The sequence below is a fragment of the Psychromonas sp. MME1 genome (assembly GCF_041080865.1).
Classification (GTDB): domain Bacteria; phylum Pseudomonadota; class Gammaproteobacteria; order Enterobacterales; family Psychromonadaceae; genus Psychromonas.
Genome location: NZ_CP160906.1, coordinates 282,951 through 297,752, shown reverse-complemented (window position 1 = coordinate 297,752; position 14,802 = coordinate 282,951). Strand labels below are relative to the sequence as shown.

Here is a 14,802-nt window from a genome sequence, read left to right as displayed (position 1 = left end):
TGGTTTCACACGTTCAGCCTGATGCGAATCAAACTAAAGAAAGTGGCTCCTCTTGCTGGGCTTGAACCAGCGACACACGGATTAACAGTCCGTTGCTCTACCAACTGAGCTAAAGAGGAATTGTTTATTTTATTTATTTTTACGTGGTTTCGCACGTTCAGCCTGATGCGAATCAAACTGAAGAAAGTGGCTCCTCTTGCTGGGCTTGAACCAGCGACACACGGATTAACAGTCCGTTGCTCTACCAACTGAGCTAAAGAGGAATTGTTTATTTATTTTTACGTGGTTTCACACGTTCAGCCTGATGCGAATCAAACTGAAGAAAGTGGCTCCTCTTGCTGGGCTTGAACCAGCGACACACGGATTAACAGTCCGTTGCTCTACCAACTGAGCTAAAGAGGAATCGTTAAGACGGGCGCAGTATATTTTTTGCGTTTCTTTCTGTCAACCGAAAACAGAGATAAAAAAATTGGTTGCTGATATTTCAAGCAACCAATCACAAAATAACACCTTTAGTTGATATTTATTCGTCGCTTCCCATAAACGAATTTAAATATTCCAAACAACATTTGTTTCAAGCTTATGCTGCATTTTTTCTAGGGGTTCATTTTTTTCACCAACGATAACGACATTGGCACGCCCCATTTTTTCCGTAATACCTTTTAAATGCTGATTATTAAATTTTGCTGTTTCTGTAAACTGCGCATCTTCAGGGACAACAAAGACGGTCACTTTTCCCTTTTCACCTTGAACAATCATGTGCAAAGCCGGTATCCCTTCAAATGAGCAGTAATTAACATATAACACTTCACCAATGTCACTTTGCAATTGCGCGCCATAGCTCGCCAATTTGGCGTTAACTGTGGTGATGGACGCTTGTTCATTAAGTTTGTCAGTAAAATAGTACTCTTCTTGAACATGCTGCAGCGCTACCTGCCCTATATCGGCAGGTGCCAACTTAATGTTATTTAATAAGGGTAAACTAATGCCTATTATAAATGCAATGGATGCCGCGATAGCGACATGCCAACGACTGCTTAATACCCTTTCATGTTCAACAACAAAACTTTGTTCTAGCAAAATTTTATTACTTAGCTCTTCAGGTACATCTACTTTCAATAAAGACTGTAACTTCGCGTCAAACAGCTTAGCTTCTTTGACCAAGGCTTTATCTTGTTCTACGGCTTCTTGGCGCTGCAAAAATGCTTCACTTTTATCGTTTGGTGTGGCAACGGCTGTATGACGAAATAAGATATCATCCATTTGCTTTTTCACCTTCTTCTTGCACTGTTTCCAGTGATGATTTTAATAAATTTTTTGCTCTAAACAATCTTGTTAATACGGTGTTTTTATTGAGGTCCAACTGTACAGCGATCTCCTCAGCACTAAAACCAGCAATAAGTTGCAACAATAAAGGCTCTTTATATTCAACCGATAACATAGATATTTTACGTATTAATAGCTCATTATCCATATCACGATCTGAATCAGATGGTCCAGCCACCTCATAATCATCGATATCAACCAACGGCAACTGCTTTCGCTCAAAACGACGGGCATTTTCCCGACGCAAGATGGTAAACAGCCAGCCTTTAGCAGACTTATCATCTTGTAAGCTATCTAAATTCTTCCATGCACGTAAACATGTCTCTTGCACCAAATCTTGCGCAACGTCAGGATCATGACAAATCCAATATGCATAGCGATAAAGGTCTGGGCTGTAGATATGTACGAGTGCTTCGTAACGCTTTTGTTTTCTATTCATATCTAACAAGACCGTTGACACCACTTTTTTATTGCGCTGGCGAGTAAATAAATTCAATAACAGTGTCCCTTTGTAAAATTTTTAAATATGTAGAAACAAATACTAACATTGCAGTACACGAGCGAACACCCATTTTATATACTAAGTAATGCGCTTTACCATGCTTCGCCTATCTTCAAGCCTTACAATCCCATCGCATATTTCATTACTTTATTTTTTAACCCACCACTATGCTGAGCTGCCGATAACACCCCTTTACGTAAAATACGTAATAGTGGTAACTCTGATTTACTGCTTTTGTAAAACAGATCCATCGCAGTCTGCATCACTAAGTTAGCGGGTTTACGCATTGATTGATAGCGTTGTAATATATTATTGATAGGTAAATCAGCACAATGTTGCAATAAATCAACGAGGCATTGCACATCTTTAAAACCTAAGTTAACCCCCTGCCCAGCTAAAGGGTTAATGGTATGTGCAGCATCACCTAATAACACACAACGGCCTTGATAATAACGCTGAGCATGACGACGAGTTAACGGAAAGCCACCTTTATCTTGTACTGAAAAATCAAAGGATAGAGCAGGAAATTCTTGTAAGATAGCGAGCTTAAGTTGCTCATTAGAAAGTGATTGTAACTGTTTTATTTTTTGTGGTTTATGGTACCAAACTAAACAGGCATTGTTATTCGCTAAGGGTAAAAAGGCGCAGGGGCCGCTCTCTCGAAACTCTTGCCAAGTGATATTTTGCTGCGCAATATCTGTTTTAATTGTGATGAGCAGGCATTGTTGGCGATAATCCCAAGCCGTAATACCGATCTGCAATAATTGCCGAACCGCTGAATTCCCACCGTCACAGGCAATTAATAAGTCAGCTCTCAGACTCTGCTCGTCATCTAATAGGAGAGAGACCTCTGCATAACCATTGACAATTTTTTTTACCTGCCTTTTTTCGTACAAACAGACATTATCAAGCTGTTTTAATTTATCCCACAAAGCAGATTGAATAAGCCTATTTTCGGCGATATACCCTAAAGCCTCGAGACCAACAGCTTGACTATCAAAGCACAATTTTTCACTACTTTTCTCCCAGGTTTGTAATCTCTGATAGGCACATAACCGCGATTTGGGTAGATCATCCCAAATACCCGCTGCTACGAGTATATTTTTACTTTGCGCACTAAAAGCAGAAACACGTAAATCAAAACCATCATTTTCCATAGGTCTGATACAGGGAGACTTTTCGATCAACTTAACCTTATTACCTAGCTGTGCCAATAGCAAAGCAGTAAGCGCACCGACCATCCCACCGCCAACAACAATAACTTCTCTATTTTGCACTAAACCTTCCTCAACTAGGTATTTCAATTAATAGCGTTACTATAACAAAGCTTATTATAAGCAACTATCTTTCTTTATACTGAACTTAGGGAGGGATCAACTAAGATCTAAACAAACAGTAGCAAGATCGCGTTGATGTGCGTAAAATGCCACCTCTATTTTTTTATAAGCACGAATGAGCAAGAAATTATGAGTATGAAGTTACACGTCAAAACTTGGGGTTGTCAGATGAATGAATACGATTCATCTAAAATGGCCGATCTATTAAATTCAACTAATGGTTATATCGCGACCGATAGTGCCGAAGATGCCGACGTTATTCTACTGAATACTTGCTCTATTCGAGAAAAAGCGCAAGAAAAAGTATTCCATCAACTTGGACGCTGGAAAAAATTAAAAGATAACAAGCCAGACCTAATTATTGGTGTCGGGGGCTGTGTTGCATCACAAGAAGGCAAAGCTATCCGTACTCGTGCGCCCTATGTGGATATTGTATTTGGACCACAAACATTACATCGCCTACCTGACATGATAAAAGAGATAAGAGAAAATAAAGGGGCTGTGGTCGATGTTAGCTTCCCTGAAATAGAAAAGTTCGATTCCTTGCCAGAGCCAAGAGCGGAAGGAGCTACGGCTTTTGTTTCAATTATGGAAGGCTGCTCTAAGTACTGTACTTTCTGTGTTGTTCCTTATACTCGAGGTGAAGAAGTCAGTCGCCCTCTAGACGATGTACTGTTAGAAATTGCACAACTTGCAGAACAAGGTGTGCGTGAAGTTAATCTGCTGGGACAAAATGTAAATTCATACATTGGTGCAACACATGATGGCGATACCTGTAGTTTTGCAGAGTTATTGCGTTATGTCGCCTCGATTGATGGCATTGATCGTTTACGTTACACCACCAGTAATCCAATTGACTTTACGGAAGAGATTATTGATGTTTATAGAGATACCCCAGAACTAGTGGATTTTTTACATCTACCAGTACAAGCTGGTTCAGATCGCATTTTAAGTGCCATGAAACGCGGCCATAGCGTAGCTCAGTACAAAGAAAAAATTGCACAACTCAAAGCCGTTCGCCCCAATTTAACCATCAGTAGTGATTTTATTGTTGGTTTCCCTAATGAAAGCGATGACGATTTCCAACAAACAATGGATCTAATTAATTATATTGGTTTTGATACCAGCTATAGCTTCATTTATAGTCAACGCCCAGGCACGCCGGCAGCTGATATGCCTGATGATGTAAGCCCTGAAACTAAAAAACAGCGTTTAGCTATTTTACAAGATAGAATTCATCAAAACTCTCAGCTTATTGGTCGTAAAATGGTCGGCACGGTACAGCGTATATTAGTTGAGGGACCTTCACGAAAAAATATCATGGAACTGTACGGACGCACAGAGAACAATCGCATAGTCAATTTTGAAGGTGACCATCGCTCAATTGGTGGATTCGTTGATGTTGAAATAACCGAAGTGCATACCAACTCCATTCGAGGAAAATTCATTCGGGGTGAATCTGAAATGAATTTACGCGAATCAATTCGCCCAAGTGATATTGTTAATAAACATGAAAATAAATTAGGTGTTGAAACTTTTACGCCTGAATTAAATGCATAAATATAATAAGGGGTATAAATCCCCATATAATGAGGTTTGATAATTTTGACTACAAAGTTAACTACAGTTCATCTTGATTTAGTACCAGCCGATACCAGCCGATTAGCGATCTTGTGCGGTGCCTTTGATGACAATTTAAAACAAATTGAACGTCGTTTAGGTGTTGAAATCGTCTATAAGGGTGCACATTTCCAAATTCTTGGTGAACATCGCTATGCACAAGCTTGTAGTGATTTATTAAAAGATCTTTATATCGAAACATTGACCGTAAAAGGAAAAAGGGCAACCTTAAATGATTCTGATATCCATCTCGCCCTGCAAGCGCTCATTAATAATCATCATTTATTAGAAGTGAAGAGTAACGAACAGCAAACGGCCTACCAAACGTTATCAATTAAAACAAAACGTGGCATCATTAAACCTCGTGGGGAAAATCAAACAAAATATGTCAATAACATGCTCACCAATGATATTAGCTTTGGTATCGGGCCTGCTGGCACAGGTAAAACCTATCTAGCCGTGGCATGCGCCATTGAAGCGTTGGAACGGCAAGAAGTTCGCCGTATATTATTGACTCGTCCAGCCGTTGAAGCGGGTGAAAAATTAGGTTTTTTACCCGGGGATTTATCGCAAAAAGTTGATCCCTATTTACGACCTTTGTATGATGCCCTTTTCGAAATGCTAGGCTTTGAGAAAGTTGAGAAATTAATCGAACGCAATGTAATAGAAATTGCACCTCTTGCCTATATGCGAGGACGCACGTTAAATGATGCATTTGTCATTTTAGATGAGAGCCAAAATACAACTGTTGAACAGATGAAAATGTTTCTAACCCGCATCGGTTTTAATTCGACCGCGGTTATCACCGGCGACATTACACAGATCGATTTACCTCGGCATCAGAAATCAGGATTACGTCATGCGATTGAAGTACTGGGTGAAATCGATGATGGAATCAGTTTTAGCTTCTTTGTCGCTGATGATGTTGTTCGACATCCAGTTGTGGCTCGCATCGTCAAGGCCTATGAAGCCTTTGACCGAAAAACTGAATTAGCAGCGGAGCATATGGAGAAAAAATAATGCGACTTTATATTGATTTACAAATAGCGACTATTAATCAACAATCATTACCCTCATTAGCAATGATGCAAGAATGGGTTAGTGCAGCAATCACTGCGGGTTCAAAATCGCTACGCAAAAGAGCAGAAGTCACGGTACGTATTGTTGAACTCATTGAGAGTCAGCAATTAAATAATCAATATAGAGCTCAAGACAAGCCAACCAATGTCCTTTCATTTCCTTTTCAAAATCCCCCAGGGTTAACATTACCACTACTTGGGGATCTTATTATTTGTAAGGAAGTTGTTGAAAGTGAAGCAATAGCACAAAAAAAAGAGCTAACTGCTCACTGGGCACATATGCTCATTCATGGTACCTTGCACCTTTTAGGTTATGATCATATCATTGATGAGCAAGCTGAAAAAATGGAATCAATCGAAACAGAGCTGTTAATCAAACTTGATTTTGCAGATCCCTATTTAAGTGAAAAGAGTAAATAAAATTAATGTCTGATGACAAGCAAGAGCAACTAGACGAGCCTAAACCTGGATTATTTGATAAAATTGGTAACCTTTTTAATGGCGTTCCAAAAAATAAAAAAGAGTTATTAGAAATTATTCAAGGTGCAAAACAACGTGAGATCATCGATCAAAAAACCAAAGATATGATCAAAGGCGTGCTTGATGTCTCTAAATTACGCGTTCGTGATATCATGATACCGCGAGCGCAAATGATAACGCTTGGTTTACATCAAAGTGTACAAGAATTTCTTCCTCAGCTTATCGAATCATCACACTCGCGTTTCCCGGTGATAACCGAGGATAAAGACCATATAGTCGGTTTGCTTTTGGCCAAAGACTTACTTGTATACGGCTTCAGCAGCGAGGCACACGATTTTAAAATTGAAGATATTCTTCGTGAAGCGGTTGTTGTCCCAGAAAGTAAACGTCTCGATACACTGCTAAAAGAGTTTCGCAGCCAACGCTACCACATGGCCATTGTTGTTGATGAATATGGTGGTGTATCAGGGTTGGTCACTATTGAAGATATTCTCGAAGTAATTGTGGGTGAAATAGAAGATGAATATGATGATGTCGATATTGCTGAAATACGCAAAATAGGCAAAAGAACCTATGCGGTCAATGCACTCACCTCTATCGAAGACTTTAATGATTATTTTTTAACAAAATATAGTAATGAAGAGCAAGATACGATAGGTGGATTAATCACACATAAACTTGGCCATTTACCAGCAAGAGAAGAAATTGCAGTCATTGATGGCTACAAGTTTAAGGTAACTAAAGCTGATAGCCGTCGTTTAATACAATTGCAAGTACGTATTCCTAAAGAGCGAAAAACCGATTGATAAATAGTATATTCAGTCATCTGCGCCGATTTATAGGACAGATTTGGGGGCAACTGATTGTTGCCTTTGTTTTGGGTGTCGTACAAATTTTTGCATTTGCACCATATCAACACGAATGGGTCATTTATCCCTCTTTGGTCGCTTTTTTCTATTATTTGACCATCTACACAAGACCACTAAACACTATTTTTTAGTGAGTTTTACTTTTAGCATTGCCTTTTTTATCGGTACCATCCACTGGGTCTATGTGAGCATGGACCTATTTGGTGGCATGCCAATGTTAGTCAATCTATTACTCATCCTTATTTTATGTGCCTATTTAGCGCTTTTTCCAACCTTAGCATTATGGCTAAATGCCCGCTTTTTCTGGCTTAATAAAAGCATTCGCTATCTTTTATTAACACCCGTTTTGTGGTTAATATCTGATTGGTTAAGAGGATTTGTTTTAACAGGATTCCCATGGGCCTATTTAGGTTATAGCCATGCAGATACCCCTCTCGTTGGTTATGCGCCTATTTTAGGTGTTCAAGGTGTAACCCTCGCAATTATGATTATCTGTGGTGCACTGGCATTACTGCTACAAAGAGAAAAAATATTCTTAAATATTACCCTTATCTGTATTTTATTCATAACGGGCAGTGCATTAAAAACAAAGGAATATACAGATCAACAACCTGCGCAAATGGCCTCTTTAGTACAGGGAAATATAGCGCAAAAGGAAAAGTGGTTACCAGAACAGCTCTACCCCTCGCTGTTTAAATACCTTGACCTTAGTGAGACAGGTTTAGATGACCAACCAGAGCTGATCATCTGGCCTGAGTCAGCCATTGCAGCACTTGAACTAGATATGCAAAATTTCTTACAACCACTTTCAGAAAGCCTAGCCATTCGCAACAAAACACTGATCACTGGAATAATTGGTTATACACGTAAAACGGATCAATATTATAATACCATCATTGCACTGGGTAAGTTACCCGCTGGGAGTGATTATTCTTTAACGGGCGGTAATCGCTATCAAAAACATCATCTGTTACCGATCGGTGAATTTGTTCCCTTCGAAAACCTATTACGTCCACTTGCCCCTTATTTCAACCTACCGATGTCAAGCTTTGCTCGAGGTTCGGAGGTACAAAATAACTTACAATCTCCAGAGTCAGCAATAGCCGCTGCATTATGTTATGAAATCGCATTCCCAGAACTATTAAGACAAAACATAACAGCAACCACAGGCACAATCTTAACAATTAGTAATGATGCATGGTTTGGCAACTCAATCGGTCCCGACCAGCATTTACAAATTGCAAGAATGCGCGCCATTGAATTTGCTCGCCCACTACTACGCGTCACAAATAATGGTGTTACGGCTATGTTTGATAGGAATGGCGATGAAATCGCTCGGCTAGAACGCGATAAAGCGGCGGTATTGAGCCATTTATTTAAGCCTGCGATAGGCAAAACACCTTATCAAAACTATGGCTCAATACCATTACAAATCTACTGCACATTGATATTGCTAGGCGTGTTTATATACCGAAAAGTAAAAACTCACAATTAGCACTTATCCATCACATGAAACGACTATCAAAAGCTAAACCAATGGTTCGTTGCGTAATAAAAATTAACTACACACTATAAAAAATTAATAAGTTACAGATAACAACACAATAAAAATGCTACTATTACCATTATATAAAATATATTTTATAATTTATTAGGTTATCAAATAGTAGTTAAGGAATTTTTATGCCATTAAATAAATGTACAATGACACTTTTACTCACTTTTTTTCTCCTTTCAGGGTGTGCAGTAACAAGTAATGAAGTACAAGAAAAACAATTAAATGATTTACAAACATCTTTACAAGAAAATCAACAACAAAATAAAGCATTACAAAGCAAACTAGTTGAAAAAGAAACTGAACTAGCAAAAAGCAAAACAAAAGTTGCTCAATTAACAACGCTAACAAATACATTAAAAGCAGAAGTTAAAACAGCAAATGCAGCAACCAATAACAGTGTAGAAAAAATTGGTAATAAAACGATTCTTGGACAGACTGAATGGGTATACATCTCTTCAGCAAAAAGTAATTTTAAAGGGAGAATTGATACCGGAGCGACCACCTCTTCACTTAATGCCCAAGATATCCAAAGATTTGAACGCGATGGTCAAAAATGGGTTCGTTTTACACTACCCCATGTAAATGAAGAGAAAGGCACACCAATAGAAGCAAAAATTGACCGTATCGCTAAAATTGTACAATCAAGCAATCCTGGTGTAGAAAATGAACGTATCGTAGTTAAGTTACGTATTCACCTTGGTGGTATTTCAACCTTGACAGAGTTCACTCTTGCTGACCGTTCACATATGGAATACCCCGTTTTAATTGGCCGTACATTCATGCAAGATCTTGTACTTGTTGATATTAGCCAAGAATATATTCACCCCAAATATAAATCAAAAACTAAAGAGTAAGGAATCCTATGAAGGCTCGTATTTTATTTTATGCATTAGTTGCAGGGCTGTTTAGCATTGGTATATTTCAAACAGTACAACGACACATTGCCTTTGATATTCCTTGGTTACCAGGAGAAACTCGTACTATTTGGAATATTGATGCTAAGGTTAGTTTTGAAGCGAATGGTGAGCCTATTATCGCTTCATTATCTATCCCGACTCAGCAAGCTGGATATAATCAAATATCACAAACAGCTTCATCGCCTGGCTATGGGCTATCATTTTTAGATGAAAATGGACACGCGTTGGCACAATGGACTAAACGTGAAGCCAATGGCACACAAACACTCTACTATAATGTACAAATGCTTGTGAGTGATAAAATTGATGCCCCACAAATAACCGCCCTGCCACCTTTATTTGAAAAAGAATATGAAGCCTCAGCATATACAGCAGGAAAAGATCTCATTAAAGATGCCATGGCAACAAGTGCCGATGCATATAGTTTCGCTCGTGAAATAATCAAGCAACTTAATGACCAAAATCCAAACCAAAATGTGACATTGCTATTATCACGAGCCACTTCAAAAGCAGACTTACTGATCTCACTGCTAAATGAAGCTGAAATACCAAGCAAAAAAATTGCAGCGCTTGAATTAGAGGATGGTTTTAGACAACAGCAATTATCGTATTTCGTTGAAGTGTTTGAAGAAAAAGATGGCGATATTACATCAAAACTATTCAACCCTGAAAACCTGCAAGCAGTCAATCGTGATAATTTATTGCTTTGGGATCAAAGCGGCAAGGCCGTTATTGAGCTGACTGGCGGAGAAAACTCTCGCATCAGTTTTTCTATGATCAAACAAGAACACCCTGCTTTATCCGCCTTGCTACAAAAATCAGATAACGACCATTTGTTCAATTTTTCAATACATAGCCTACCTATTGAAGACCAATCAACCTTTAAAAATATTTTAATGATTCCATTAGGTGTGCTAATTGTTGTTATTATGCGCGTACTAATTGGACTTAAAACATCAGGTACATTCATGCCTGTTTTAATCGCCATGGCATTTATTCAAACCAGTCTGATAACCGGGATTTTAGGTTTTCTGCTACTCGTAGCGGTTGGCTTATTTATCCGTTCATATCTTTCACACCTCAATTTATTACTGGTGGCACGAATATCGACTGTTATCATCATGGTTATTTTGTTGATCGCTATGTTTAGTGTCCTAGCTTATAAGCTAGGTCTCACTGAAGGATTAAAAATAACATTCTTCCCAATGATCATTCTTTCATGGACCATTGAACGTATGTCGGTTCTATGGGAAGAAGAAGGCCCTAAACAGGTTATGCTACAAGGTGGTGGAAGCTTAATTGTTGCAGTGCTCGCCTATTTCGCCATGAGCAACGTGGTCACTCGCTATTTAATGTTTAACTTTATTGGATTACAGTTTGTTGTTATGTCATTAGTACTCGTACTCGGAAGCTATACGGGTTACCGTTTATTAGAGCTACGCAGATTTAGACCCTTAGCTAACAAGGAAAAATAATGTTATTTGCGAATCCATTTACACTAAAGGCTAATGGAGTGCTTGGCATGAACCAACGTAACGGTCGCTATATTGGCCGTTATAATCCACGTAGGCTTTATCCTTTAGTTGATAATAAGTTACAAACTAAAATAATAGCCCAAAAGGCCAATGTCACAACACCCGCTTTATTAGGTGTTATATCCGTACAAGCTGAAGTTGACGGCGTTGAAAAATATATTAAAGATGCGCCTGGTTTTGTTATTAAGCCTGCAAAAGGTAGTGGTGGTAAAGGTATTTTAGTTATTACTAAAATTGAGAATGGTCGCTATTTTAAAGCCAGTGGTAGCGAAGAAAGCCTATCGGAAATTAAACGCCATGTTACAGATATTCTTGCAGGATTGTTTAGTTTAGGGGGAGGCGCTGATGTTGCCGTTATTGAAGGACTTATCCAGTTTGATAATGCCTTTGATGGATTTAGTTTTGAAGGTGTTCCCGATGTTCGCGTAATCGTCTTTAAAGGCTTTCCTATAATGGCGATGATGCGACTTTCAACCGCAGCATCCAATGGTAAAGCTAATTTGCATCAAGGTGCTGTTGGAGTTGGTGTTGATATAACATCCGGCAGAGCGTTACATGCAGTGCAGTTTGATCAATCAATTAAATTTCATCCTGATACCAATAAAGAGTTAAAAACATTAGAAGTACCACATTGGGAAAGGCTTATTTATCTTGCTGCTAGTTGCTATGAAATGTGTGGAATGGGTTATCTTGGCACTGATATGGTATTAGATCGCGAGCAAGGGCCTATGTTATTGGAGCTCAATGCTCGCCCCGGACTTGCAATTCAAATAGCCAATGGAACAGGCATTTTACCTCGATTAAAGCTTATCGAAAGCTTAGGAGACACAAGTACAATGAGTGTTCAGGAGCGCATTGATTTTTGTAAACAACACTTTACTCCCTCGCGCTAAATAAACAAACCCGTCATTCGTTCATATCGTAACTGAGATGCAATAATGACGGGTTTGCTATCTTGTTCTAACTTATATTTTATTCTGGCCAAACAGGCAGCTTTTAATAAGCAGTTATATACTAAGAGTAGTTAATTGAGATAATGAACTAATCGCAAATTTACTAGCTTAGTGCCTATATTAATCTGTAGATAAAAGGGGGGAACGAAAATGAGTAATCACGAAAATTCAACAGCGTTACTGATGGAAGTGCCACTATTATTAGAAGCAATGATTTTAGAATTAGAGCTTCGTGGCTGTGAAAATCATCACCCAATAGTTAGTAAAGCAAAAGCAATGCAAAATAAAATAAAACAGTTAAATAATAATGCCAATTCCATTAATTAGATGATCTATTTAGGTAGAAGAATAAATCAATAACAGTGCGCATATATTTTAGAGTAGATAACACTAATCCGCATAAGTATCTACTCTATCTTGTTTGTTAAAAGAATAGACTGCGATTACTATTGAATCTCGCGCCCTCCTGCTCTCCCTTATTTTTCCTCAGCAAGCTATGACCATAATATTATGCAAATTGCTATAATGGCATAACAGGTATAACTGGTATAACTGGTATACCCATCAGAATAAGAAGGTATACTTACATTATTGAATTAAACAAGAGACAACTATGTTTGACTGGAATAACGTAGATACCGTACTGTTAGATATGGACGGCACATTATTAGATTTACGCTTTGATAACCAATTTTGGCTAGAACAATTACCCGTTGCCATTGCCCGTAAAAATAACATATCTATAGAAGTTGCTAAAACAAAAATAACAAGCCAATACAATGCAGTAAAAGGAACGCTTGATTGGTATTGTATTGATTACTGGAGTAAGCAAACGGGTATAGATATTCGTCAATTAAAACGCAGCAATGCAAAAAACATTAGCATACGTATCGATGTTATTGCCTTTTTAATTGCATTGCAGGAACGTAATATTGAAAGAGTATTGCTAACAAATGCACATCCAGATAGTTTAAGCCTTAAAATGGAGCAAACAGGACTAGATCAACATCTTGACCATCTCTATTCTACGCATCAATTTGGCCACTGTAAGGAATCTTTAACGCTTTGGCAGCGCTTACAAGCACATCATCCTTTTAATCCAGAAAGGACCTTATTTATTGATGACAATGAAGATCTACTGCTAGTCGCTCGTCAATTTGGAATACGTCATGTACTTGGAATTAAAAACCCAGACTCAACTAAACCAATGCAACTATTTAATGATTGCCTATCAATTGATGACTACGGGATATTAACTAAGCAGTTAACAGAAATAGAATAATTACCTATTCATTTACGTAACGGTTATGATAATAAAGCTTTGTAAATGGCAAAATGATCACTTTGCCATCATATCAATAACTTCTTAAATGCTTAACGGTATGATTTATTATTTAACTATCGTCAAGCTAGGGCGTTTATGTTTAGTCTCTTTTTGCAAAGAATGGTCTGCACTATTATCTTTATTGCTATCTTTATCAAGCGCTTCATAGGCAGGCTCTGAAGGGAAAATAGTACCCGCACCATTTTCTCTCGCATAAATTCCTTCAATAGCATACAAAGGCACATATACTTGCATTGGAACACCTGAAAATCGCGCATTAAATGCAACTGCATCATCATTCATAGAAAATTGCATCACAGATCGAGGGGCGATATTTAAGACAATTTTTCCATCTTCAATAAACTGTAATGGTACCTCAACACCCGTTTGAGTGGCATCGACAATAATATGTGGCGTACATTCGCTATCGACTATCCAATCATAGAATGCACGTAAAAGGTATGGTCGTTGTACCAACATATTATTCATAATAGAGATCCTATTTGATTAGCAATTGAAAGTTACGGAATGTATATTACCACTCCATAACTAATTTTACTCACGTTAATAGATTAACAACAATTAATTTGCCTATTATCCACCAACACGGATTTCACGCTCAGTTTCAGTCATAGACGCTTGGAAAGACTCACGTTCAAAGACCTTAACCATGTAACTTTTCAGACCTGCAACATTGTCAAAACCAAGATCAATTTTCAATTCAGGAAGACGCCATAGTAGCGGAGCCATATAACAGTCAACTAGAGTAAACTCTTCTGACATAAAGTAAGCAAAATGGTCAAAAACAGGCGCGATTAATAAAATAGCATCACGTAGTTTTACACGAGCTACTTCTGCATCAGCTTCATCATTACCTAAAATACGGTCTACAAGCGGATACCAATCACTTTCAATACGCTCCATCATTAAACGACTTTTACTGCGTTCAACTGGATAAACAGGCATCAATGGTGGATGAGGGAAACGCTCATCTAAGTATTCCATGATAATACGTGAATTATATAAAACCAGTTCACGGTCTACTAATGTAGGCACGTTATTATAAGGATTAAGTTCAGTTAACTCTTCTGGCCAGTTATCTTCAGAAACAAAAGTTATCTCAACACTAACTCCTTTCTCTGCTAATACGATACGCGTTTGATGACTATATAAGTCAGATGCACCAGAAAAGAGTGTCATGATAGAACGTTTATTTGCGGCTACAGCCATGGAAAACCCCTAATATTTAAATTAAATTGTTCGGTTTAAAAGCAAAAAAGGCAATGACGATCAATATCATCA

General features: G+C 38.1%; 15 protein-coding genes and 3 tRNA genes. 10 read left to right on the top strand and 8 right to left on the bottom strand.

Annotated features, from left to right (window positions below; translation table 11 throughout):
• Positions 1–43 precede the first annotated feature (43 nt).
• From AB2N10_RS01375 to AB2N10_RS01350, 6 genes are all read right to left on the bottom strand, one after another.
• A tRNA-Asn gene (locus AB2N10_RS01375) sits at positions 44–119 on the bottom strand.
• 68 nt (positions 120–187) lie between these two features.
• Positions 188–263: transfer RNA gene (locus tag AB2N10_RS01370), tRNA-Asn, on the bottom strand.
• 63 nt (positions 264–326) lie between these two features.
• Positions 327–402: transfer RNA gene (locus AB2N10_RS01365), tRNA-Asn, on the bottom strand.
• A 147-nt stretch (positions 403–549) separates the two neighbouring features.
• Positions 550–1,263, bottom strand: coding sequence for a DUF3379 family protein (locus AB2N10_RS01360; protein ID WP_354624768.1), 714 nt, complete (start codon positions 1,261–1,263; stop codon positions 550–552).
• Positions 1,256–1,765, bottom strand: a complete 510-nt coding sequence (locus AB2N10_RS01355; RefSeq protein ID WP_354625302.1) for a sigma-70 family RNA polymerase sigma factor — start codon at positions 1,763–1,765, stop codon at positions 1,256–1,258. The genes AB2N10_RS01360 and AB2N10_RS01355 overlap by 8 nt, the downstream gene beginning before the upstream one ends.
• A gap of 182 nt (positions 1,766–1,947) precedes the next feature.
• Positions 1,948–3,105 (bottom strand): FAD-dependent monooxygenase, encoded by a 1,158-nt coding sequence (locus tag AB2N10_RS01350; RefSeq protein ID WP_369434203.1) that lies wholly within the window; start codon positions 3,103–3,105, stop codon positions 1,948–1,950.
• A 189-nt stretch (positions 3,106–3,294) separates the two neighbouring features.
• Between AB2N10_RS01350 and miaB the strand changes: the two genes are divergently transcribed.
• From miaB to yrfG, 10 genes are all read left to right on the top strand, one after another.
• Positions 3,295–4,725 (top strand): tRNA (N6-isopentenyl adenosine(37)-C2)-methylthiotransferase MiaB, encoded by a 1,431-nt coding sequence (miaB, locus tag AB2N10_RS01345; RefSeq protein WP_369434202.1) that lies wholly within the window; start codon positions 3,295–3,297, stop codon positions 4,723–4,725.
• 45 nt (positions 4,726–4,770) lie between these two features.
• The gene (locus tag AB2N10_RS01340) at positions 4,771–5,805 is read left to right on the top strand and encodes a PhoH family protein (protein WP_354624766.1); all 1,035 of its coding nucleotides are present in this window, start codon (positions 4,771–4,773) and stop codon (positions 5,803–5,805) included.
• On the top strand, positions 5,805–6,284 hold the full coding sequence (gene ybeY / locus AB2N10_RS01335; protein WP_354624765.1) for an rRNA maturation RNase YbeY: 480 nt from the start codon (positions 5,805–5,807) through the stop codon (positions 6,282–6,284). Before AB2N10_RS01340 ends, ybeY begins: the two co-directional genes overlap by 1 nt.
• 5 nt (positions 6,285–6,289) lie before the next feature.
• Entirely contained in the window at positions 6,290–7,150 is an 861-nt protein-coding gene (gene corC, locus AB2N10_RS01330; protein WP_354624764.1) for a CNNM family magnesium/cobalt transport protein CorC, read from the top strand.
• 115 nt (positions 7,151–7,265) lie between these two features.
• Positions 7,266–8,708: an apolipoprotein N-acyltransferase gene (gene lnt / locus AB2N10_RS01325; RefSeq protein ID WP_354624763.1), complete on the top strand. Its 1,443-nt coding sequence runs from the start codon at positions 7,266–7,268 to the stop codon at positions 8,706–8,708.
• 188 nt (positions 8,709–8,896) lie between these two features.
• On the top strand, positions 8,897–9,625 hold the full coding sequence (locus AB2N10_RS01320) for a RimK/LysX family protein (RefSeq protein ID WP_354624762.1): 729 nt from the start codon (positions 8,897–8,899) through the stop codon (positions 9,623–9,625).
• A gap of 8 nt (positions 9,626–9,633) precedes the next feature.
• Complete coding sequence (locus tag AB2N10_RS01315) at positions 9,634–11,163, top strand: inactive transglutaminase family protein (RefSeq protein ID WP_369434201.1); 1,530 nt, start codon at positions 9,634–9,636, stop codon at positions 11,161–11,163.
• Positions 11,163–12,116 (top strand): alpha-L-glutamate ligase-like protein, encoded by a 954-nt coding sequence (locus AB2N10_RS01310; protein WP_354624759.1) that lies wholly within the window; start codon positions 11,163–11,165, stop codon positions 12,114–12,116. Before AB2N10_RS01315 ends, AB2N10_RS01310 begins: the two co-directional genes overlap by 1 nt.
• A gap of 210 nt (positions 12,117–12,326) precedes the next feature.
• Entirely contained in the window at positions 12,327–12,503 is a 177-nt protein-coding gene (locus AB2N10_RS01305) for a hypothetical protein (protein WP_354624758.1), read from the top strand.
• A gap of 286 nt (positions 12,504–12,789) precedes the next feature.
• On the top strand, positions 12,790–13,458 hold the full coding sequence (yrfG, locus tag AB2N10_RS01300) for a GMP/IMP nucleotidase (protein WP_354624757.1): 669 nt from the start codon (positions 12,790–12,792) through the stop codon (positions 13,456–13,458).
• Positions 13,459–13,566: 108 nt separating this feature from the next.
• Here yrfG and AB2N10_RS01295 read toward each other — a convergent pair whose 3' ends face one another.
• Positions 13,567–13,980, bottom strand: coding sequence for a ClpXP protease specificity-enhancing factor (locus AB2N10_RS01295; protein WP_369434642.1), 414 nt, complete (start codon positions 13,978–13,980; stop codon positions 13,567–13,569).
• 114 nt (positions 13,981–14,094) lie between these two features.
• On the bottom strand, positions 14,095–14,730 hold the full coding sequence (gene sspA, locus AB2N10_RS01290; protein WP_354624756.1) for a stringent starvation protein SspA: 636 nt from the start codon (positions 14,728–14,730) through the stop codon (positions 14,095–14,097).
• Between the last annotated feature and the right edge of the window lie 72 nt (positions 14,731–14,802).

What these genes read in the sequence shown, in the direction of transcription:
- AB2N10_RS01310 (WP_354624759.1), top strand. Translation starts at nt 11,163, where the DNA reads ATGTTATTTGCGAATCCATTTACACTAAAGGCTAATGGAGTGCTTGGC.
- ybeY (WP_354624765.1), top strand. Translation starts at nt 5,805, where the DNA reads ATGCGACTTTATATTGATTTACAAATAGCGACTATTAATCAACAATCA.
- AB2N10_RS01360 (WP_354624768.1), bottom strand. Translation starts at nt 1,263, where the DNA reads ATGGATGATATCTTATTTCGTCATACAGCCGTTGCCACACCAAACGAT.
- yrfG (WP_354624757.1), top strand. Translation starts at nt 12,790, where the DNA reads ATGTTTGACTGGAATAACGTAGATACCGTACTGTTAGATATGGACGGC.
- corC (WP_354624764.1), top strand. Translation starts at nt 6,290, where the DNA reads ATGTCTGATGACAAGCAAGAGCAACTAGACGAGCCTAAACCTGGATTA.
- AB2N10_RS01295 (WP_369434642.1), bottom strand. Translation starts at nt 13,980, where the DNA reads ATGTTGGTACAACGACCATACCTTTTACGTGCATTCTATGATTGGATA.
- sspA (WP_354624756.1), bottom strand. Translation starts at nt 14,730, where the DNA reads ATGGCTGTAGCCGCAAATAAACGTTCTATCATGACACTCTTTTCTGGT.
- miaB (WP_369434202.1), top strand. Translation starts at nt 3,295, where the DNA reads ATGAGTATGAAGTTACACGTCAAAACTTGGGGTTGTCAGATGAATGAA.
- AB2N10_RS01305 (WP_354624758.1), top strand. Translation starts at nt 12,327, where the DNA reads ATGAGTAATCACGAAAATTCAACAGCGTTACTGATGGAAGTGCCACTA.
- AB2N10_RS01320 (WP_354624762.1), top strand. Translation starts at nt 8,897, where the DNA reads ATGCCATTAAATAAATGTACAATGACACTTTTACTCACTTTTTTTCTC.
- AB2N10_RS01315 (WP_369434201.1), top strand. Translation starts at nt 9,634, where the DNA reads ATGAAGGCTCGTATTTTATTTTATGCATTAGTTGCAGGGCTGTTTAGC.
- lnt (WP_354624763.1), top strand. Translation starts at nt 7,266, where the DNA reads ATGGGTCATTTATCCCTCTTTGGTCGCTTTTTTCTATTATTTGACCAT.
- AB2N10_RS01355 (WP_354625302.1), bottom strand. Translation starts at nt 1,765, where the DNA reads ATGAATAGAAAACAAAAGCGTTACGAAGCACTCGTACATATCTACAGC.